Raw genomic sequence first — 19,675 nt, forward strand, 5'->3', positions numbered from 1 at the left:
ACCATAAATATAACTGGGTGGAGAAATTGATTTGATAAACGATGACATGCGAGCGCTACTTCAAGATATTTATGACGAGGTAGAGCCCATGCTGGGTATGGGTAAGGTGGCTGATTATATTCCTGCCCTTGCAACCGTTAATCCACGTCAATTCGGCATTGCGATTTGCGATATTCAGGGCGAGATTACGTCGATTGGCGATGCCGGTGTGCCTTTTTCTATTCAAAGTATATCGAAAGTGTTCAATTTGGTACTCGCTATTAATCACTATGGCGAGACCATGTGGGATCGGGTAGGTTGCGAGCCATCCGGATTGCCATTTAACTCGTTAGTGCAGCTTGAATACGAAAATGGGATGCCAAGAAACCCTTTCATCAATGCTGGTGCATTAGTAGTCAGCGACATGGTGCAGTCCCGTTTTGCCTCGCCCCATATCGCTATGCGGGACTTTGTTCGTCGTCTATCGTGTAACGGCGAAATTATGGTGAACAAGGTGGTGGCTGAGTCAGAATTTCAGCATCGCTCAAGAAATGCGGCAATGGCCTACTTAATGAAGGCTTACGGAAATTTTGAGAATGAAGTTGAAGATGTATTGCACAACTATTTTCATAATTGCGCTTTAGAGATGAGCTGTGAAGACTTGGCGCGCTCTATTAGTTTTCTTGCCAATCGGGGCATGTCAGCGTGTGACAATGAGCAAGTGCTAACCCCTTATCAAACTAAGCAGGTTAATGCATTGCTTGCCACTAGCGGTATGTACGATGAAGCAGGCAGCTTTGCTTTCAAAGTAGGCTTGCCAGGTAAGAGTGGGGTAGGTGGCGGAATTGTTGCTGTCGTTCCTGGGCACTTTACCATTTGCGTATTTTCGCCCGCTCTTAACAGTGTCGGAAACTCTCAACTTGGCGTGGCCGCATTAACCTCGTTAAGTGAGCGAATTAACTGGTCTATCTACTAGGGAGTGTTGATCTTTGCGCTTTAAGCACCTTCATAGCCTTGGTAGATCAATACCCCGTTAATTCCATAAAGCCAGCACCCTTATGGGTGCCGGTGACGTTTACTCTTCCCTCATAATACTCAAATACGCTGCTATTCCATTGGCCAGATTTAAATGGCGATACAGTAATATCCACATCTTTACTAGGAATGGTTATTTGCCACGTGGTGGGCACATCGCGTTCGGTATTTAACGTAGTAATTTGTTCATTGTCTAAAGGCATAATGCTGATTTCATTCAATGCTAGTGTTTCTTTATCTCCTGATGCCGTGATATAAGAGGCTGTCGTATATATTTCACTACCTCTATTTTTTGTACCTTTTGTACCTGCACCAGTGGCATGCATACGAAACGCCATCAGCTTACTACCGTCGTCTAAATGCAGTGAAAACCAGTCCCAACCCATGGCATTGCTGTTAGCTAGGTGGCTTGTCCATTCATGATCGTACCAGCCCAAACCTTTCACGTTGAACGTTGTGTTGTTGATATCAAGAGTGCCGCTTGCGTCTATAAATGGCTGGCTGTAATAGTAGGAGCGAAGGCGTGCGTCTTCAGTTTTTTTACTGTAACCCTTATCACCCTGTTTAACGAATGGGCCTTTAGCAGTGAGTGATAGAGCAATATCTACGTTATTATTGATAGAGAATTGTAATGTTGCGGGAAAAGGAGAGTCGCTTTTTGATTGCCACGACCAGTCATCAATAACGGCGTTAAAAGGGGCTGGCTTAACAAAGGCGTTTCCTACACCTCCAGCAGCTAAGCGCTCTTCAAAAAAATGCTCATCTTTTGCGTGTAGTGACGCATGTCCCATCCACTGCTGTGGCGTAGACCATGAGCTTGCTATCTGAGTTTCTTTTGCGGTAGCAAATCGAAACAAGGTAAATTGTAAGCCGTATTCGTTATTCTCATCATCTCCTAATACAAAGGTTAGGTACCACCACTCAAGCTGATAATCAGGGTGGCTGCCATGATCCTTAGGTAATACTAAAGGAGTTGTTTTATTCACAGATTGAAACGAGCCGGTTGAAGAGTCGCTGCTACTGCCATTTTCAGCGCTATCTTCCGAATTACTTTTTGATAGATCCCCAAAGAAACGAGAAGGCGCTGGCGCATCTGAGCAAGCACTGCAGGTTAATACACAAACGGCCATTGCTACTGAAAGGGAAAATTTGAGAGGCTCAATTCTTTTTAAGAGCGTAGGAAAAATCTCCGAGAGCAGGTTAAGCGTAGGTTTCATAGCGGTGCATCCTGTCGTAAATCTACTTTGGGCTTTAGCCTGCCTAGTGGAAGAGCAATTACCAAGCATATGATTGCTAGCGACACCGTTACACTGCTTATGATAAGGCCAACGTCGACGGCTAGCGGATAGACCCAGCTAAAGGCAAGTCGATTAACTTTGAATATAAATACATACGCTAGGTAAACGCCAAACGGTACGGCAAGTAAGGCGGTGAGTAAGCATAGAAAAATATATTGTCCTAGTAAGCTGAGCTTTACTGCTGTTTTACTTACCCCGAGGGCCCTCAGCACTGTTAGCGATGATGCATTGCTTAGCGACAATATACTTAGCGATACCGCAAAGGCTATTCCCGCCACAAGCAGCGTTGTGATATTTAAGCCATCAGTAAGGACAAACGTTCTATCAAAGGTATCCATCGAAAGCGTGAGTAATTCTTCTCTACTGTAGAGGTTACCCTGAGTGGCGAGTGTTGTTTCCTTCTGCTCAAAGGTTTGAGGCGTTTCAGGTGTACCTGCTTGGAAAGTAGATTGACCATAAGAGATAGCAAGCACGCCAGAAAATGCGGCGTCTCCAATGGTATCTTTATTAAAGTTTGATAGTGGCAACAGCAACTGCGCTTTCATATTGCCGTAATCTGGGTAGATGCCTAATACGGTAAAAGAGGGTGGTTTGTTAAAGAAGCGATTGTTAATTTGGTTTGAGTTCTCATCGATATTGACAGCCTTTATCTCTTCAAGAAAAAGCGTGTCGCCCAGTGAAACATCATGAGAAAACGCAAGTTGCTGATTAATGTAAATGCCTTCACCGCTTTCAAACTTGGTCCATGCATTAGGAACACTTGAGTCTACAACAAGGGCATTACGGCCATTATCATGGGTAGGGTAACTGCTAATTGAAATAGTGGTAGCATCCGCGCTTTTAGAGCTATTGCTACTAAAATCATTGCCACTAGAGCTATTGTTATTAGAAGCACTGCCACTAGGGTTCGCATTAGACTGGGCAACAAGTTTGCCTTGTAGTCTTAGCAATGGCGTTGAGGCAACGCCTTCGGGTATAACAAGTTCAGAGAGTGCTTTATCGACGTACAAATACGCAGGGGCGTACAATCGCTGTGTTAGCCAACTTTCCGTAGCCGCACGAAAGCTATCGGTCATAACGTTCATGCCAATGTTAGCGGTAAGCGCAATGAAAAAAGCACAGACGGCAAGACGGGTACGAGAAGAAAGCTGCGCAGTACTTGCTACTATAAAGTGTAAAACGGGTTTACTTGGGGGCGTAACCTTCATCACACCGTTGGCCAGTATTGGCAACCATACAATCACCAAAGAGCAGCTTACCAGCAGTAATATTGCAACAAACAGCAGTGCGTGCAGCGTAGATGATATTAACGCTTGGGTAATGGCTAATAGGGCAATACCGGCTATCGTCCAAACAAGAACAGAGCGTTTTCGCATAGGCTGAGCGGCTTTAACTGTTCTTGTGCTTAATGCAGTAGAGAGTTGTTTTGCTGGAATGAGTGCAAATATGCCCAGCGATAAAAAGGTAACAATTACCGAGAGCGCGAGTGTGCTGATTAGGTTGACGTCAGGGGTAATAAACACCGCATCGAAAAGAGAAGAAAAGGTGCCGCTAATAATGGGTGAAAGCATTGACGCGGCATAAAAACCTGCAGCGCAACCAACGGGAACGCTCAATACGCAATAAATTAAAAGCTCTGTAAGTAGTGCTGTGGTTAAATGGCGGCTGCGTATGCCCAGTTGCCTCATTCTAATGATGTTGGGTAACCGAGTTCTGTACATCAAGTTCAGCGCGTTTAACACAATAAAGAGCGCCACAACAGCCATCAGCGCGCCCATAGCCCACAAATTCAGCTTAAAGCTATCTGGCAACGAGCCGGTGTCTTGCTGCGTGCTGACATCTTCAAATTGAACGGTCTGTGAAAGCCTTTGTTGTATATCTAGCTTCTCGTTTTGTGAGAGAGTCTGTAAGGACAAAAAGCCCGAAAGGGGCCATGTGGCCTCAGTGATATTTCGGCGATAAAAGTCTGACAGTGACACAACAATTGCGTCTTGCGACACTGCGGTGCTGACCCTTAATTGTACAATAACGGTTGATGAGGATGATGAAGTGATGCCAGAAGAGGGCGGCAACGCACCTGCTGTTTCACCTAAGATGTCAGCTGAAGAGGCTCCTGATGAAGACGCTCTTGGTGAAGAAGCTTCGCCGTCTTGTGTGTCACCACTGGCTAGTTGGCTATTTTTTTGGCTGCGTTTTTGGCTACCTTTTTGACTGCGTTTTTGAGCACCACTAAAAAACAACACATCACAGCCGAGTTTTGATTTTGTAGCTGGGTGTATGGCGCCCACAACATGATTTGACTGAGCAGAGCCGCCATTTGTTGACATTAACCCAGTCATATTATTTGAAATTGAGCCAGCTTTATCCCCAGCAGCTGGATAGCTAAAAAGGGCTTGGTTATCTATTCCCAAAAGAGACAGCTCTGAAGCTTCTTGCGACGTTTCTACTTGGTTAACGCTATTGTCATCTTCAGCGCATAAAAACCTGTATTGTCTTTCGCTAAACGCTACCAGTTGGGTAAACCCTGCCATTCTCAAATTGGCATAGTCAGCTTTGCTGAGTGAGTCGTCTTCACCCACTTCACCCACTCGAGGCTCACTTACAGCCTCATCCAAAGCTGTGTCGGCAACAGCAGTCTTGTCGACAAAAACAATAGTACCGCCATTGAAAATAGAAGATTGGCTACTGGCTAGCTCACCTTGCGAAGCGCCTTCGTTAATGAGCAGCACGGTAATGAGGCCTGCATTTGCTAAAATGATGGCGAACATGATGAGCAGCGGCTCCCACGGTCTTACCCGCGACATGGCTAAAAGGGCTTTAAGGGTGAGGCTTAAGGTTCTATGCAAAGTGATACTTCATCATTTAAATAATGGGCCGGTTTGACACATGCATTAACTACTGCATTAGCGACTGCGCTCGCTTTTACTCTTACTATGGCTCTCACTATGGCGCCTATTTTTGCACCAATCAGTGCGTTCACTGCAATTCCCTAATCGGCGCTTTTTCTTCGTTCAATTTGCCTTTATGTAGCCACAATGGGAGCTTCGCTTTTTGAGCCACATCAGGGCTGTGTGTCACAACCAGTAATGTTGTGTTCATCGCGCTGCATACGTCATAGAGAATATCGGAAACAGCTTGGCTGGTGGCTTCATCTAAATTTCCGGTAGGTTCGTCAGCGAGTATTAAAGAGGGCTTGTGTACCAGAGCCCTTGCTATTGCACAGCGCTGTTGCTCACCGCCAGATAATTGAGATATTGGCTTTTTCGCAAGAGGCAAAATATTGAGCTGTTCCATAAGTTCAGTTTGATACTGCGGGTTGTAGTTACCTTTTAATCGCGCGGTAAACGCAATGTTGTCCCATGCATTAAAACAATCAAATAGGTTGTAGCTTTGAAATACGATCCCTAAATGATTCTTTCGAAAATCATCCACATTGCTTTTATTTCTCGCAACATTGTTTAAAACAGTCTCTGTTCCAACTTTACCTTTTTCGGCCGCAGCTAGGTTTCGGGCATTAGAGGAAGCGTCCTGAGATGGGGATTCACTGCCTTCATACAAACAATAATCGTTGACTGAAATGGTACCTGAGGTAGGCGTATCAAAGCCTGCAATAAGCGATAAAAGCGTTGATTTGCCACACCCTGAAGCCCCTTGAATACTCACGGAATCGCCGTTATTTACCGAAAGGTCTAAATCACAAAGAATAGGTGCGGTAACGCCTTCAAACGACTTTGTTAACTTTTCAATTTTCAACATAGGTGACAGGAAGACCTTTTCGAGTAATAGAAGTAAAGAACAATTCATTCAGGGTCGCAGTTTGGCAACTCTGGAGGATTTTAAAGCGGCAATCCTGACGACAATTTTAAGCTAGCCGTCTATTTCAAGCTAACAATTAATTTGTTCTATTATTGCGTCTTACTGATAGGTTTACGTTGCCTCAGCACTTTTGGAGCAGCAAAAAATAGCAAGAATAAGAATAATGGTAAATGGGGGCAAAAGAGGTAAATTTAAAAAACAACAAATTGACATAATGTTGTATCTGAACTATCGTTTTCAGCATCGCCCCTATGGAGTTGTCTATGAGACTTTCAATTGATATTACTGCAGAACAGCACCAGTTTCTTAAAGCAGCAGCTGCTATTCAGGGTAAGAGCATAAAAACCTATGTGTTAGAATGTGCATTGCCTTCACAGGAGGAATCTGAGGCATTTAAAAAGTTGGAAAGCCTTTTGAATAAAAGGATCAATAGCGCATTAAGTGGTGCCATTTCAAACAAAACACTCGATGAAATATTCGATGAAGAGTTAGCAGATCAGTAACTTGACTTCATATCTTCTATCAAAAGACGCTGAAAATGATATTCGTGAAGTAGTTCGCTACACCCTAAAAAACTGGGGTGAAAAACAAGTAAAACTATATCGCTCTGCATTGAGAAACCAATTCGACAAAATTGGTACAAATGAAGTTGTCTGTAAATATTATTCTAAAACACTCCCCAGCGTAAAATTTACGATTGTAAAAGAGCACTTCATTTTCTACATTTCACCTCCAAACGAAAAGCCAATAATAATTGCCGTACTACATAAATCAAGAGATATGGTGCGGCACCTATCGAGCAGGTCTAAAGGTACGCTTTATTAAAATTACTGATTAATAAAGTTATCGAGCTCTTCACCAGTAATTTTCTTTATTTGAGCAAACAGATACCACAACGCAGCAATCAGCAATACCATGCTAGGAATGACGATCACGGGGTAGCTTAGCGCTGTCATTCTGCCAAGCTCTTCGGTGTAGGCCGTTGTGCCAGGCTCGCTGACGAGTATCATTTTTGCCAGTATGTAATTAAGCGCAGAAGACAAAAAGAAAGAGCTTGCAACAATATATGAGCTTACCGCCACTTTTTTATTGAACTCAACCTGCTTGCCTTTGGCGTCAAGTACCTGATTTAGATGAGGCCAATTGATGATTTGGTCGTTTAATATCAACATCTTGACTAAAGGTTTTTCGGTATATTGAGTGACTAAAACTGCAATGCCGATAAGGCCAGGGATTGCGGCTTCTTTTATCGCAATATACTCGGCGGGAAGTTTTAATAGGCTAAATCCCCCGGTAAGCAATACACTGATGATCCCAAGAATGGAGAAACCATTCACTTTTCCCGACTGCTTTAAATCATAAAGCCCGTAGCCGATGGGAAAGCTTAGCGCCGCCACTATGCTCCACGCTGGACCTAAATAATCCTCAGAGCTTGCATAGCTCATAAGCACTACGGGAATAATGATATTAAAAGCGAGGTTGCCAAAAAAGCCCTGATTTTTTTGCTGAGGTTGTTGTACTGCTGACATATCAATCTGTAACTTCAAATTCTGTAGTGTGATTATACGGAAAGTTATTTCCGTGCCCAGTGCCAAGCGGCAAATAACCCACCTAGAAAGCCAAATAGATGATATTCAAACGAAATAAACTTCGATGTGGGGAGCACGCCGACTAACATTCCGCCGTATAGCGCAGCAACCACCAAGGAAATGAGCAAATATCGAATCTTATTACTTCGAAACCCAGCCAATACCAAGAAGCCAAAGTATCCATATACCATGCCGCTAGCCCCAATATGTGTAGCGCTTCGGCCAAACAGCCATACGCCGAGGCCGCCAATAAGCAGCGCACACACGGTAGCAATAATGAAAGTGCGTTTGCCCCATTGCATTGTTAGCCACATGAATAGCATTAGCGGCAATAGGTTTGCCATTAAGTGTGTAGGAGTGCCATGAAGAAAAGGGGCAGTAAAAATAAATGGCAAGTGATTTAAAGAGCGTGGCACAACGCCAAAGGCATTGAGTGAATTACCCGTTAAAAGGTTTGCCACTTCAATTAAAATTAACAGTGCGCCTATGGTGAATATGATGCGCAGCTGCATCGATAGCGACTTCATAACATGTCCTTTACGATAATGCTAAATAAGTATTGTGAGTAGTACGGTGTTAATATCGCGGTGCTAGAATGTAGTACATGTAATATAGGTTTTAGAGCGCACATGGTCACCAAACCTTTCGTTTACAGATTCTTGCGTTCATAAAGTCTTTCGCTTATAAAATTATGTGAGGTACATAGCGCGAGAGGTCTTGTGTAATGGCAGACGTATCCTCCCTGACTGAAATTCCCGCAGGCATGTCATCTACCAGCCAGCTGCCAATTAGTGTGTAATTATCACCAAAGGTGGGTAAAGGTTCAAAGGCCTGCACAATAAAGCCTTCTTCTCCATAGGGACCGCTGCTCAGCTCATCCTCTTTGCCATCTTGAAGAATCGAAACGTTCGCCCCCTCCCGTGAATACAATGGCTTTTTAATCCATTTGCCCGACGCAACCGCTTTATCAGCTTCATCGCTGAAATACGATGGTAGCAGGTTAGGGTGGCCTTCAAACATCTTCCACAGCATAGGAAGCAATGCTTTATTTGATAAAACAGATTTCCAAGCAGGCTCTAGCCAATTTACTTCTGCACCTGCTAGTGCGTCGCCGAATTCTTCCCGAAGCATGAACTCCCACGGATAAAGCTTAAAACAATCTGTGATGGGACTGTCGTTTAAATCGGTAAACACACCCGTATCTGCAATGCCGACGTCTTCAATAAACACAAAGTCGGCGAGCAGCCCAGCTTCTGCCGCGCAATCTTGAAGGTATTGCACGGTACCTCTGTCTTCATCGGTATCTTTGCAACAGGCCATGTGAAGTTGCTGAATGTTATAATGCTTCGCTATTTCACGGAATCGATGAACCAGCTTTTCTTGCAGGCTGTTAAATTGATCTGAATGCCTAGCCAGTTTCCCATTATCCACGTTCTGCTCTAGCCACAGCCACTGCCAAAAACCCGATTCGTATAAGCTGGTGGGCGTGTCGGCGTTGTTTTCTAGTAACTTTGCAGGGCCTGCACCGCTATAAACTAGGTCTAGACGAGAATATAAACTGGGGTCGGCATTAAACCAACTTGATTGCACTAAATCCCAGTGTTGTTCGGGTATGGCAAATCGGCGAAGTAATGATTCGCTGTTCACCACTTTCTCCACTACCGCTAAACACATTTGATGCAGTTCTGCGGTGGGCGCTTCAATATCGTTTTCAATTTGCGCTAGCGAAAACTGATAATAGGCACTTTCATCCCAATACGGCTGCCCGTACATGGTATGAAAATGAAAGCCGAACTCTGAGGCTAGCTGCTGCCAGTTTGGGCGCGGCTGGCAGGGCATTCTAAACATTCTAGCCGCCCCATCCGCCTTTGCGACTACTGCTACCCCATGAAGATTTAGCGCGCACGCTACTGCCGAAGCCGCCTCGCTTCATTGTGCGGTTAACCGTAGGTTTTGGTTTTAACTGATCTTTACTTACTCGGTAATTGCGCTTTCGAATATCGCCATCGAACACATGTCCGTCGGCCGTTATCCACCGTGAGCGAAAGGGCGAGTTGTATGAAGATGAGGTATACAGAGGTTGTGAATAATAGCGGTTTGGCGAAAGTAGTGAGCTCACCATGTAGCCCGCCATAAACGGCATAAAAAAGCTGCCGCCGTTAGTGTTGACGTTACGGCACTGATTAGGGCCAAATTCGTATTCACAGTCGTATTCTGAATTAAATCGAGGGCTTGTGCGCAGGGCTTCATCAGCCGCGGTTTTATAGGCTGCCTCGCACTTTTCTAATGCATCAGGATAATCCTGCTTGCAGTCATCAATTGATGTATAAATCTTGGCTTCTTCTCGCTCGGCGCCGCAGGCAGAGAGCATTACACTGGCAACGCCAAGTGCCAAAGGTTTAACGCTAAACGTTTTGCGCATTCGGCTTAAATTGATGTGCTTACTGCGTTTGGTTTTTACTTCAGGCTCAGCGTTCGTCTCAGATGAGACTTGAGTACTCATACAACTGCCATCGCTGGTGGAAGTATTTTTACAGCTGGTTTCATTGCTGCTTTCGCAGTTACTTTCAAAAGACGTAGAGCCAAGCGGGCCCTGTTTATTTGTGTTGTCTGTTGAGTCTGTCATAGCGGCTCCCTAATAGGTCATACACGCTGCGTTGAGCAGGCCTACGGCAATTGACATACTGGCAAGCATCACACCTGCAGAAATTTCATTGTTGTTAATGCGCTCAGCAATTTTTGGCATAAAGCTAAATCGTAAAATAGCAAAAGCCAGAGACTGAGCAATAACGGCAACAATGGCCCAAATGGCGAAGTCGACTACGGCAACCGAGTTTGAAGCGGCACTTCCAAGCGCAATAGCAAAACCGATAATAGCTCCGCCAAAACCAATGGCTGCGGCAACGTTTTTGTCTTCTTTAACCAGTTTCCACTCGTCATGTGGTGTGACTAACGCATACACCAATTTGAAAATAAATAAGAACAGGATTGAAAGGCCAAAGTACAAAGCAAAGTTGTCTAGTCCGGCAAGAGATTGCATGATTGTATCCGTCATATTTTTTGTTCCTATCCGTTAATAGTTATATCTGCTGGTTGAATATCAACGCCCGTTGAAATTACTAAGCATCGGTCTAAATTATTACCTACTTGCTTCTCTTCTCCAACGACTAACAAGGTTTCCACCCGTTCATTATCTATTGGACGTTCGTAAAGCATCATAAATTGATCTGTTTTACTTATATCATCATCTTCCTCATAGGTGGTTTCGGTGACTGCCACGGGGGGAGACTCGTCGCCAATGGCGCCCCATACTCGTGTAAAGGTGGTGCCGTCTAGGTCATAAGTTGGCTGGCTAATAATTGATGATAAACACGTGTTCCACTGCGCATCACTGCCAATAGTTTGTGTGTCGTAAAAATGCCAGAGCTTGACGTCGGTTACGTGGTTTTCACTCATTCCGCCATCGAGAATAACCTGCAAAAATCCATCGTCATCGGTGTAAAATCTGAGTATGGTGCCGCCAGTGTCAAGCGGTGCTTCGCCTACAGCTTGTATAAGGTGCGAGCGAGCCGCCTTTTCTATAGTTAGCGATGGCTCTAGCAACGACATTTTAAGGTTGTCGAGTTCAAACGAACCGCCTAAATACAGCCCCATTACTTCAGGTGTTTTTGGTGCTGCAGGTTTCGCTTTTTTAAACAATTTACCAAACATACGGGGGCTCCTTTTTGACAGCCTAGTGTGCGGGCTAATCTGCGTCCAGCGTTAGCCAGTCAATCGAATTGATTCGACTTAGCGCAATATAAAAAAGGGTGTCACCAGGATTCAGTGTGCCTTCTAATGGAGGATTCACCACCATGTCTTTCACTTGCCCGCGGGGCGCATAACCAATAAATATGGCGTCGTGCTTGCGTTTCAAGTTCATAAATAACTTTGCAATTGAGATTGCAGGGCTCGACGCTGGAATTTTTACCGAAAACTGGGCTTGGCCCTCATCAATACTCAACAGGTCGTGATGAAGCATGCTCGAGCCAGGATCGAAGGCTGATTTTGCCAGCATTTCAACCGCAACGCTGGGGGTACATTCAACCTTAGGGCAATGGTCTTGCAGCAGGTCGACTAAGCTTTCGTCTTCAAAATATGCCACTTGATGTGCATCGGGGTTACGCTTCGTGCAATACAGCGCAGTGGTCATGGTGACGTCGTCGTAAGGATTATCTAGCAAAATAGTAGACGCCGAGGAAACACAGGCTCTGTCCATGTCTTCATCTTTATTGAACGAGTCTACTTTGACAAATTCGATAACGCCGGGCATGGGGTTACTAATATCGGCTTTAACGCACAGCACAATATCAGGTTTAGGGCTCATTGCATTTCGCTCCTGTAACAGGAGGTTAAGTAGCAGCATGGTTCGCTGTTCATTCCAGCCGATAACCAGTATGTGGTTGTTAACATCTAAGCTTGTCATACCCAATAACCCTTTTCTCCATTGTTCAGACACCCACGCGGCCAATCGGCCAATAACCATGGCAAAAATACTTAAGCCAAGCGGAATGACGTATATCGCCACTATTAGTTTTCCCGCCGAAGTTACCGGCGACAAGTCGCCGTAGCCCACTGTCGAGGCCGTTACTGCTAACCAGTAAAAGAAGTCGACATTGTTAATGAGTTCATTTTCATTTGCAGCATAAAGCAGCCAATAGCTACTTACTGCGTAAAACGCCGTTACGCCTAAAATGGTATACCAGCGAGATTCAGCGAAATACTGCAGCATGACTTTGCGCAGTTTTATCCATGGGGACATAAAAGAAGTAACCCGTGTTTTCCGTGCGTTAACTGTGCCTTGAAGCGTTTAACTTGTCTAGCCGTGCTAAAACTAAAAAAAGGGGGAGCGTAAACGCTCCCCCTTTTTGCTATCTTTTTACTTGCCTAAAATTCTAGCAAGTTCATCGTCGGCAGACGTTTTTCCGCCCTTGATGCCTGCATCAGCCAGTCGTTTTTCAAGATCGCTACTCGATTCTTCACCCGCTAGCTCTTCGGCGGCTTGAAGCTCAGCATTACGCATTTTTTGCTTATCTTGAATACGGGACAGTGATTCTGTGGCCGTTTTCATTTTGCTGTTTGCGCCCATGTGTCGTGAAGACACCGCAACTTGTGCTTTTTGCACGCTCTCTGTGGCTTTCACCATATCAACCTGCTGCTCTAGGCGGCGAAGGTTAGCTTTAGCTTGCTGAATGTTTTGCGCTAACTGCTTTTCCGATTGCTTGAACTGGTCAAGGTATGACTGCTCTTGCGCTCGTTCTTCATTTAGCTCAGACACCTTTTGCGCACAGTCGAGGGCAAGTTGGCGGTCATTATCTACTGCTTTTCTAGCATGTGCTTCATATTCTGCGATGGATGAATCAAAGCTTTCTACTTTTTGCTGCGAAAGCTTACATTTTGCAAGAATCTGAGTACGTGCGTGGTCAGATTTGCGTAACTCTTCTTTCGCTTCTCTAATTTCCTGCTCCAGAATTCGGATGGCCTGACTGTCGGCCACTGACTGCGCTGCTTCGGTAGCGCCACCCTTTACTGCGGTAATTAACTTTTTCCACACTGACATTTGCTTCTCCTTCGAAGTAAATTTTAGTTAAGGTGCATTTCGTAAGCATCTAAGAAAGATGCAACGTTCTGAAACAAGGTTTCAACTTCAATAACAATACTCTCGCCTTTCGACTGCGCACTTAGCGCGCCAAATGCGGTGTAGTACTCATCGCCACCAATGATTGATATTCCAACGGTTGTGAGTGGAAACACCATGTGAGAAGACAGAATTTCATGGTCTAACGCGTGCTTGTCTTTCACTTCTGAAGCAGCAAACAAGAGACTTTCTACTAAAATTTGCTCACCACTGATTGCTAGCCAGGCATCGATGCCATCTTGATTAGCAATGAGTAAGCAATTTTCCTCTCGTGTTACCACAAAGTCATCAACCTCTTTTAGTAAGGCTTCGATGCTTTCCAGTTCCCAACTCATAGTGTTCTCCTTAAATTATTGAAGCGATAATGTCGTAAATGAAAAAGGTGCCGTTACCTTCGGCATTGCTACTGTAACCAGTATTTTCCATCTTCGCCAACATCTTGACTTGAAGTGTATATCCATTGTGCCATAATCGTCAATAACAAATATGCTTCTTAAGTGTAAAAAAGTGTGTTTTTGTAAAATATACGTCACAAAAGAGTGTTTTTAGTGGTAGTTTTAATGGCGTTTTTAATGGCTGGGGAGGCCGGTTTTGAACAAAGAATTGAGTGCTAAAAATGCATGGAGACAAACCGTAGCGCGGGTGATTAAGTCAGAAATGTCTGTGCGAGGCGTGAAATATCAAGACTTAAGCCAGCGGCTTGCTGCTATTGATATCGAACAGAGTGCTGATAATTTAAGAAATAAGGTGAATAAAGGTATTATGGGGGCTGATTTAATGCTGCAAGTACTTTATGTACTAAAAGCTCGGCCTCTAGACGCCGCTGTGCTAGAGGAGATCTTAACTGACCTTCAACCATGATCTTGGTATGATAATAGGAACAGCAGGAAAATAGCACGAACAAATAAACGAGCAGTAAATTGAGAATCAAAGGCTAACGTGACGGCCAATACGCCGACCAAGATAAAAGCAGCAGGCAAAAAAATACCCAGCAAGTAGCCGGGTATCAAAGATAAAGAATTGTCAGGGAGAACATCATCACTATCTGGGTTGTATCTTAACCGTTTAAGCTGCCTTGTACTAATTTTAATCAGCTGTAAGTGGTATGAAATTTCATAACGGATTATGTGGCACCATACCCATGCGAGGACCTACGCGAAGACGTTTATAGTTTTTAGCTTTTTTTAACGTGTTTCTCGTTATTTAATTACCCTTATTTTATGGCCTGTTATTGTGCTTACTGTGGTTATTGTCACAACTGCTTGTAATCACTGCTTGAAATGACTGCACTGTGCAACTTTTAATTAACTAAGTAAGAAGAGTATCTCACCACGTTATGAAACTTTCTGATTTTAGCTTCGAGCTCCCTGAAAAACTTATCGCGAAATATCCTACTGAGCAGCGTGCTGCTAGCCGCCTTTTGCGTTTAGATGGAAAAACGGGAACCGTTACCCACTCAATGTTTGCCGATATGCTATCTCTTGTTGAACCTGGCGATCTGCTTGTATTTAATGACACACGGGTTATCCCAGCCAGATTGCTCGGGAAGAAAGAAACGGGTGGACAAGTAGAAGTGCTTATCGAACGCATTATTGCAGACAACACCGCTCTTGCTCATGTGAGAGCGAGCAAAGCGCCTAAACCAGGCACAAAACTTGTTTTAGAAGACTGCGTTAATGTGACCGTTACGGGCCGTGATGATGCTTTATTTATTTTGCAATTCGACCATGATGAAACCGTTTTGCAGCTATTAGAAGCGCACGGGCACATGCCATTGCCGCCCTACATAGACAGACCTGATGAAAATTCAGACAAAGAACGTTATCAAACGGTATATAACGACAAGCCAGGTGCGGTAGCAGCGCCAACCGCTGGTTTACACTTTGACGAACACATTCTTGGTGCGCTGAAAGAGAAGGGCGTTGACTTGGCCTTTGTCACTTTGCATGTGGGGGCGGGAACGTTTCAACCAGTGCGAGTAGATAATATTACCGAGCACAAGATGCATGCCGAATATGCTGAGGTACCGCAAAACGTAGTGGATGCCGTACTGCAGACAAAGGCAGCCGGTAAGCGAGTTATTGCCGTAGGTACCACCTCGGTGCGTTCGTTAGAGTCGGCTGCGAAATTCAGTACCATGCGAAGCGACGGTGATGTCATTGGCACGTTTTACGATGACACCGAGATCTTTATTTATCCGGGGTTCGAGTTCAAAGTAGTGGATGCGATGTTTACCAATTTCCACTTACCAGAATCTACCTTAATGATGCTTATAAGTGCGTTTGCTTCTAAAGAGTATGTGATGGATGCATACCAAGAGGCCATTGATAAGGAATATCGATTCTTCAGCTATGGCGATTCCATGTTTATCGAAAGAAGCTAGTTCAGAGTTTTTGTAGTGGCCTTTTAGAATAGCTCTTGGAATAAGCTCTTGTAATGGCTACTCGGATAGGTTCTCTGGAAAGCGCTTTTAAATAGCGCTTTCCTTAGCTCGTTAAATAGCTTCCTTAATAGCTATCAAAAAAACTCCCTAGATAGCCCCCTAAATAGCTCCCAAAATAATACCCTCAATTTCTACTTCAAACGGTTATTCTCAAACATCTATCCTCAAATGCCGTTCATCGTTAGTTACTTTCTCTTAAAGCCCTCTTTTACAGCCAGATATTCGTTCACTTCAATAGAAACATAGATACAGGGAATGATCTCGCGTAAATTACTGGTATAATCCCGCCCCATGATTTCAAACCCAGTTTTATACCCAGCGCACGTTTTTTATCAGGCGCACGTTATAGACCGATTATATCAAAAGCACTTTTATACTTAACGCGAAGAGTGCGCAAAGATGGGAAAGTTCTTACATGCAATTTGAGTTATTAAAAACAGAGGGTCGCGCTAGGCGCGGGCGTCTTGTATTTGAGCGCGGTGTTGTCGAAACGCCAGCGTTTATGCCGGTAGGTACCTACGGCACGGTAAAAGGAATGACACCGGAAGAACTGAAAGAAAGTGGGGCACATATCTGTTTGGGTAATACCTTTCATTTAATGCTTCGCCCGGGCACGGGTGTGATTCGCCAGCATGGTGACCTGCACGACTTTATGAACTGGGATAAGCCTATTCTTACCGATTCAGGCGGTTTTCAAGTATTCAGCTTAGGTGACCTGCGTAAGATCACCGAAGAGGGCGTAACGTTCCGCTCGCCAATAAATGGTGAAAAGATCTTACTCACACCTGAAAAGTCGATGGAAGTTCAGCGAGACCTAGGCTCTGATATTGTGATGATTTTTGACGAATGTACGCCTTACCCAGCCACTGAGCAGGAAGCGCGGGTGTCTATGGAAATGTCCCTTCGCTGGGCCGAGCGAAGCAAAGAGGCTCATGGTGACAACCCTGCTGCACTGTTCGGTATTATTCAAGGCGGCATGTATGAGGGTCTTCGTGATGTATCTCTTGCAGGCCTTGAAGCGATTGGTTTTGACGGTTATGCCATTGGCGGGTTATCAGTTGGCGAGCCTAAAGAAGACATGATCCGCATTATCGATCACACAGCGCCAAAGATTCCCGAAGATAAGCCTCGCTACTTGATGGGCGTGGGTAAACCGGAAGACTTAGTTGAGGCTGTTCGTCGCGGCATCGACATGTTCGACTGTGTTATGCCAACCCGTAATGCGCGCAATGGTCATTTGTTTGTAGGCGAGGGGGTTATTAAGATCCGAAACGCTAAACATCGCAACGATACATCACCATTAGATGAAAATTGTGACTGTTACACTTGTAAAAATTATTCTCGCTCTTATTTACATCACTTAGATAAGTGTAATGAGATACTTGGCGCACGATTGAATACTATTCATAACTTGCGTCACTACCAACGTGTCATGCAAGGTATGCGCGATGCTATTGAAGCCGGCACAATGGATGAGTTTGTACATAATTTCTATGAACAAAGAGGGTTGCCGGTACCGGCACTCTAACAACGAAATAATAACGCAAATATTCGAATAACGAATATATTTGAATAACAAAAATACTTGGGGAATTTTATGAGTCTATTTATCTCAAACGCGTACGCACAATCAGCTGGTGGTGCTTCACAAGGTGGCGGCATGGAAATGATAATCATGCTGGCAGTGTTTGGTCTTATCTTTTATTTCTTGCTTTATCGCCCACAAGCGAAGCGTGTTAAAGAGCATAAGAACCTAGTATCGTCACTTGGCAAAGGTGATGAAGTGCTAACCCAAGGTGGTTTAGTAGGAAAAATCACAAAAGTGTCTGACGATAAAGATTTTATTGAAATGGCACTTAACGAAGCAAGCAACATAGTTGTGCAGAAGTCTTCAGTTACTGCTGTGTTGCCAAAAGGCACAATGAAGTCGCTGTAAGTAAAAAACGCCGGAGCCGAGACGCTTCTCGGCATCGGCACGAAAGGATTATCCAGTGCTAAACAAAAATTCAATATGGAAAGTATTAAGTGCACTCTTTGTGGTTGCAATGTGTGCACTTTATGCCCTTCCCAATATTTACGGTGAAGATCACGCCGTACAAATTTCAGCAGGTCGTGATGCGGTTGTCACGCAATCAATGGTTAAGCAAGTTGAGTCTGCACTAGCTGAAAAATCAATTACGCCTAAGCGCATTGAATTCGAGAATGAACAAATACTTGTTCGCGTTTCAGATTCTGATACCCAGCTTGTCGCCCGTGAAACCTTAGAGAAGCTGCTTGGCGACGACTACTTTGTAGCGATGAACCTAGCGCCTGATACCCCTGAATGGCTAGAGAGCTTAGGTGGAACGCCAATGAAGCTTGGTCTAGACCTTCGCGGCGGTGTCCACTTCCTGATGGAAGTTGATATGTCTGAAGTGATCACAAAATCGTTAGAAGACGCGGAAAGCGGATTCAGAACATCCCTTCGCGGTGAAGACATTCGCTATCGCGGCGTTAAGCAAGTTGGGAATCATATCGATATTACCTTTCGCGACGAAGACGCGCTTGATAAAGCGAAATTTTTCCTGCGTAACCAAAGCCGTGACTTAACGTTTAACGACGTTGATGACCTTACGTTACGAGCGACGTTTGCCGAGAGTAAGCTACAAGAAATTCGCGACAATGCGGTTAAGCAAAACATTACCATAATCCGTAATCGTGTTAACCAACTTGGTGTGGCCGAGCCTCTTGTGCAAAAACAAGGCGCTGACCGTATTGTGGTCCAGCTTCCAGGTATTCAGGATACTGCACGAGCAAAAGAAATTTTGAATGCGACGGCTACGCTTGAATTCCGCATGCTTGATCAGAAAAATGACGTTCGAGACGCATTAAACGGGCGTGTTCCGCCTGGTTCTCAAATTATTGAAGACCAGCAAGGTGTGCCACAATTACTTGAGAAGCGCATTATGCTTACGGGTAGCCATATCATTGATGCCAACAGCGGCGTTGACGAATACGGCTTGCCTAACGTCAACATTTCTCTTGATTCTGAAGGCGGCAACAAGATGTCACGCTCTACTCGTGGCAATATCGGCAAGCCGATGGCAACCGTCTTTATTGAGTACAAGGCAACCGGTGAGCGCAACAAAGAAGACAAACTCATTTTTGAAAAAGAAGAGCAAGTTATCTCGGTGGCTACCATTCGTGCACAGCTTGGCAGTAAGTTTCAAATTACCGGGCTAGACTCGCCAAAAGAAGCCCGCGACCTTGCACTTTTACTTCGCGCAGGAGCACTAATTGCGCCTATTCAAATTGTTGAAGAGCGCACAGTAGGGCCAAGCTTAGGTAAAGAGAATATTGAACTGGGTACGCAAGCCATTGTGTACGGCTTACTCGCGGTACTTGCTTTTATGCTGGTGTACTACAAGGCATTCGGCATTGTGGCAAATATTGCGTTGGTGACTAACTTGGTGATGATTGTGGGTATTATGTCTATGATCCCTGGCGCTACGCTTACCCTACCGGGTATGGCGGGTATTGTACTTACCGTTGGTATGGCGGTAGATGCGAACGTGCTTATTTTTGAGCGTATTCGAGAAGAGTTGCGTGACGGTCGAAGCCCGCAGCAAGCGATACATCACGGTTACGACAGCGCATTCTCAACGATTTTAGATGCGAATATCACGACATTTATTGCGGGCCTTATTTTGTTCGCAGTAGGTACAGGTCCAATTAAAGGGTTCTCTATTACGCTTATGATTGGTATTGCCACTTCTATGTTTACCGCTATTTTGGTTACGCGCGTTATCGTAAATGCTGTGTATGGTGGGAAGCGTCTAGAGAAATTGGCGATTTAAGG

The 19,675-nt window shown here is 44.6% G+C and carries 21 protein-coding genes; 8 read left to right on the forward strand and 13 right to left on the reverse strand.

The features are described 5' to 3' along the window. The first annotated feature begins 46 nt into the window (after window positions 1–46). Window positions 47–955 (forward strand): glutaminase B, encoded by a 909-nt coding sequence (gene glsB, locus GTQ48_RS02090; RefSeq protein WP_163105075.1) that lies wholly within the window; start codon window positions 47–49, stop codon window positions 953–955. Window positions 956–1,001: 46 nt separating this feature from the next. Here glsB and GTQ48_RS02095 read toward each other — a convergent pair whose 3' ends face one another. From GTQ48_RS02095 to GTQ48_RS02110, 4 genes are read right to left on the reverse strand one after another with little or no spacing between them, the layout of a single operon-like run. Further along, window positions 1,002–2,231, reverse strand: a complete 1,230-nt coding sequence (locus GTQ48_RS02095; protein WP_163104949.1) for a lipocalin-like domain-containing protein — start codon at window positions 2,229–2,231, stop codon at window positions 1,002–1,004. Then, window positions 2,228–5,158: an ABC transporter permease gene (locus GTQ48_RS02100; protein WP_163104951.1), complete on the reverse strand. Its 2,931-nt coding sequence runs from the start codon at window positions 5,156–5,158 to the stop codon at window positions 2,228–2,230. Before GTQ48_RS02100 ends, GTQ48_RS02095 begins: the two co-directional genes overlap by 4 nt. Next, window positions 5,143–5,292: a hypothetical protein gene (locus GTQ48_RS02105; RefSeq protein WP_163104953.1), complete on the reverse strand. Its 150-nt coding sequence runs from the start codon at window positions 5,290–5,292 to the stop codon at window positions 5,143–5,145. Before GTQ48_RS02105 ends, GTQ48_RS02100 begins: the two co-directional genes overlap by 16 nt. Continuing rightward, a complete protein-coding gene (locus tag GTQ48_RS02110) occupies window positions 5,289–6,068 on the reverse strand; it encodes an ABC transporter ATP-binding protein (RefSeq protein WP_163104954.1) in 780 nt (259 codons plus the stop codon). Before GTQ48_RS02110 ends, GTQ48_RS02105 begins: the two co-directional genes overlap by 4 nt. 323 nt (window positions 6,069–6,391) lie before the next feature. Between GTQ48_RS02110 and GTQ48_RS02115 the strand changes: the two genes are divergently transcribed. After that, on the forward strand, window positions 6,392–6,631 hold the full coding sequence (locus GTQ48_RS02115) for a type II toxin -antitoxin system TacA 1-like antitoxin (RefSeq protein ID WP_163104955.1): 240 nt from the start codon (window positions 6,392–6,394) through the stop codon (window positions 6,629–6,631). Between the two features lies 1 nt (window position 6,632). After that, entirely contained in the window at window positions 6,633–6,953 is a 321-nt protein-coding gene (locus tag GTQ48_RS17915) for a type II toxin-antitoxin system RelE/ParE family toxin (protein ID WP_163104956.1), read from the forward strand. 2 nt (window positions 6,954–6,955) lie between these two features. Here GTQ48_RS17915 and GTQ48_RS02125 read toward each other — a convergent pair whose 3' ends face one another. From GTQ48_RS02125 to GTQ48_RS02165, 9 genes are all read right to left on the reverse strand, one after another. Continuing rightward, window positions 6,956–7,657, reverse strand: coding sequence for a VC0807 family protein (locus GTQ48_RS02125; protein WP_032097241.1), 702 nt, complete (start codon window positions 7,655–7,657; stop codon window positions 6,956–6,958). A 44-nt stretch (window positions 7,658–7,701) separates the two neighbouring features. Next, window positions 7,702–8,244, reverse strand: a complete 543-nt coding sequence (locus GTQ48_RS02130) for a rhomboid family intramembrane serine protease (RefSeq protein ID WP_163104957.1) — start codon at window positions 8,242–8,244, stop codon at window positions 7,702–7,704. 154 nt (window positions 8,245–8,398) lie between these two features. Further along, on the reverse strand, window positions 8,399–9,565 hold the full coding sequence (locus GTQ48_RS02135; protein ID WP_163104958.1) for a glutathionylspermidine synthase family protein: 1,167 nt from the start codon (window positions 9,563–9,565) through the stop codon (window positions 8,399–8,401). A 1-nt stretch (window position 9,566) separates the two neighbouring features. Then, entirely contained in the window at window positions 9,567–10,220 is a 654-nt protein-coding gene (locus tag GTQ48_RS02140; protein ID WP_163105076.1) for a DUF1190 family protein, read from the reverse strand. A gap of 132 nt (window positions 10,221–10,352) precedes the next feature. Next, complete coding sequence (locus tag GTQ48_RS02145; RefSeq protein ID WP_163104959.1) at window positions 10,353–10,772, reverse strand: DUF350 domain-containing protein; 420 nt, start codon at window positions 10,770–10,772, stop codon at window positions 10,353–10,355. 11 nt (window positions 10,773–10,783) lie between these two features. Continuing rightward, window positions 10,784–11,428 carry a YjfK family protein gene (locus GTQ48_RS02150; RefSeq protein ID WP_163104960.1) on the reverse strand — a complete coding sequence of 215 codons (645 nt, stop codon included), beginning with the start codon at window positions 11,426–11,428 and terminating at the stop codon, window positions 10,784–10,786. Window positions 11,429–11,462: 34 nt separating this feature from the next. Then, window positions 11,463–12,518 carry a potassium channel family protein gene (locus tag GTQ48_RS02155; RefSeq protein ID WP_203565046.1) on the reverse strand — a complete coding sequence of 352 codons (1,056 nt, stop codon included), beginning with the start codon at window positions 12,516–12,518 and terminating at the stop codon, window positions 11,463–11,465. 117 nt (window positions 12,519–12,635) lie between these two features. Beyond that, window positions 12,636–13,316 carry a PspA/IM30 family protein gene (locus GTQ48_RS02160; RefSeq protein WP_032097125.1) on the reverse strand — a complete coding sequence of 227 codons (681 nt, stop codon included), beginning with the start codon at window positions 13,314–13,316 and terminating at the stop codon, window positions 12,636–12,638. Window positions 13,317–13,339: 23 nt separating this feature from the next. Next, a complete protein-coding gene (locus tag GTQ48_RS02165; protein ID WP_163104961.1) occupies window positions 13,340–13,729 on the reverse strand; it encodes a DUF2170 family protein in 390 nt (129 codons plus the stop codon). A gap of 322 nt (window positions 13,730–14,051) precedes the next feature. Between GTQ48_RS02165 and GTQ48_RS02170 the strand changes: the two genes are divergently transcribed. From GTQ48_RS02170 to secD, 5 genes are all read left to right on the forward strand, one after another. Then, window positions 14,052–14,255 (forward strand): DUF6471 domain-containing protein, encoded by a 204-nt coding sequence (locus GTQ48_RS02170; RefSeq protein WP_235207730.1) that lies wholly within the window; start codon window positions 14,052–14,054, stop codon window positions 14,253–14,255. Window positions 14,256–14,730: 475 nt separating this feature from the next. After that, entirely contained in the window at window positions 14,731–15,777 is a 1,047-nt protein-coding gene (queA, locus tag GTQ48_RS02175; RefSeq protein WP_163104962.1) for a tRNA preQ1(34) S-adenosylmethionine ribosyltransferase-isomerase QueA, read from the forward strand. A gap of 475 nt (window positions 15,778–16,252) precedes the next feature. Next, window positions 16,253–17,365, forward strand: a complete 1,113-nt coding sequence (gene tgt / locus GTQ48_RS02180) for a tRNA guanosine(34) transglycosylase Tgt (protein ID WP_032097121.1) — start codon at window positions 16,253–16,255, stop codon at window positions 17,363–17,365. A 69-nt stretch (window positions 17,366–17,434) separates the two neighbouring features. Further along, window positions 17,435–17,773: a preprotein translocase subunit YajC gene (gene yajC, locus GTQ48_RS02185; RefSeq protein WP_032097120.1), complete on the forward strand. Its 339-nt coding sequence runs from the start codon at window positions 17,435–17,437 to the stop codon at window positions 17,771–17,773. A gap of 55 nt (window positions 17,774–17,828) precedes the next feature. Then, the gene (gene secD / locus GTQ48_RS02190; protein WP_163104963.1) at window positions 17,829–19,673 is read left to right on the forward strand and encodes a protein translocase subunit SecD; all 1,845 of its coding nucleotides are present in this window, start codon (window positions 17,829–17,831) and stop codon (window positions 19,671–19,673) included. The last annotated feature ends 2 nt before the right edge of the window (window positions 19,674–19,675 follow it).

Origin of the sequence: Alteromonas genovensis, from assembly GCF_010500895.1 — a bacterium.
Lineage (GTDB): Bacteria > Pseudomonadota > Gammaproteobacteria > Enterobacterales > Alteromonadaceae > Alteromonas > Alteromonas genovensis.

Excerpts from the sequence above, each read along its gene's own strand:
- glsB (WP_163105075.1), top strand. The coding sequence starts at position 47 with ATGCGAGCGCTACTTCAAGATATTTATGACGAGGTAGAGCCCATGCTG.
- GTQ48_RS02095 (WP_163104949.1), bottom strand. The coding sequence starts at position 2,231 with ATGAAACCTACGCTTAACCTGCTCTCGGAGATTTTTCCTACGCTCTTA.
- GTQ48_RS02110 (WP_163104954.1), bottom strand. The coding sequence starts at position 6,068 with ATGTTGAAAATTGAAAAGTTAACAAAGTCGTTTGAAGGCGTTACCGCA.
- GTQ48_RS02115 (WP_163104955.1), top strand. The coding sequence starts at position 6,392 with ATGAGACTTTCAATTGATATTACTGCAGAACAGCACCAGTTTCTTAAA.
- GTQ48_RS02125 (WP_032097241.1), bottom strand. The coding sequence starts at position 7,657 with ATGTCAGCAGTACAACAACCTCAGCAAAAAAATCAGGGCTTTTTTGGC.
- GTQ48_RS02130 (WP_163104957.1), bottom strand. The coding sequence starts at position 8,244 with ATGAAGTCGCTATCGATGCAGCTGCGCATCATATTCACCATAGGCGCA.
- GTQ48_RS02135 (WP_163104958.1), bottom strand. The coding sequence starts at position 9,565 with ATGTTTAGAATGCCCTGCCAGCCGCGCCCAAACTGGCAGCAGCTAGCC.
- GTQ48_RS02140 (WP_163105076.1), bottom strand. The coding sequence starts at position 10,220 with ATGAGTACTCAAGTCTCATCTGAGACGAACGCTGAGCCTGAAGTAAAA.
- GTQ48_RS02145 (WP_163104959.1), bottom strand. The coding sequence starts at position 10,772 with ATGACGGATACAATCATGCAATCTCTTGCCGGACTAGACAACTTTGCT.
- GTQ48_RS02150 (WP_163104960.1), bottom strand. The coding sequence starts at position 11,428 with ATGTTTGGTAAATTGTTTAAAAAAGCGAAACCTGCAGCACCAAAAACA.
- GTQ48_RS02155 (WP_203565046.1), bottom strand. The coding sequence starts at position 12,518 with ATGTCCCCATGGATAAAACTGCGCAAAGTCATGCTGCAGTATTTCGCT.
- GTQ48_RS02160 (WP_032097125.1), bottom strand. The coding sequence starts at position 13,316 with ATGTCAGTGTGGAAAAAGTTAATTACCGCAGTAAAGGGTGGCGCTACC.
- GTQ48_RS02165 (WP_163104961.1), bottom strand. The coding sequence starts at position 13,729 with ATGAGTTGGGAACTGGAAAGCATCGAAGCCTTACTAAAAGAGGTTGAT.
- GTQ48_RS02170 (WP_235207730.1), top strand. The coding sequence starts at position 14,052 with ATGTCTGTGCGAGGCGTGAAATATCAAGACTTAAGCCAGCGGCTTGCT.
- queA (WP_163104962.1), top strand. The coding sequence starts at position 14,731 with ATGAAACTTTCTGATTTTAGCTTCGAGCTCCCTGAAAAACTTATCGCG.
- tgt (WP_032097121.1), top strand. The coding sequence starts at position 16,253 with ATGCAATTTGAGTTATTAAAAACAGAGGGTCGCGCTAGGCGCGGGCGT.
- yajC (WP_032097120.1), top strand. The coding sequence starts at position 17,435 with ATGAGTCTATTTATCTCAAACGCGTACGCACAATCAGCTGGTGGTGCT.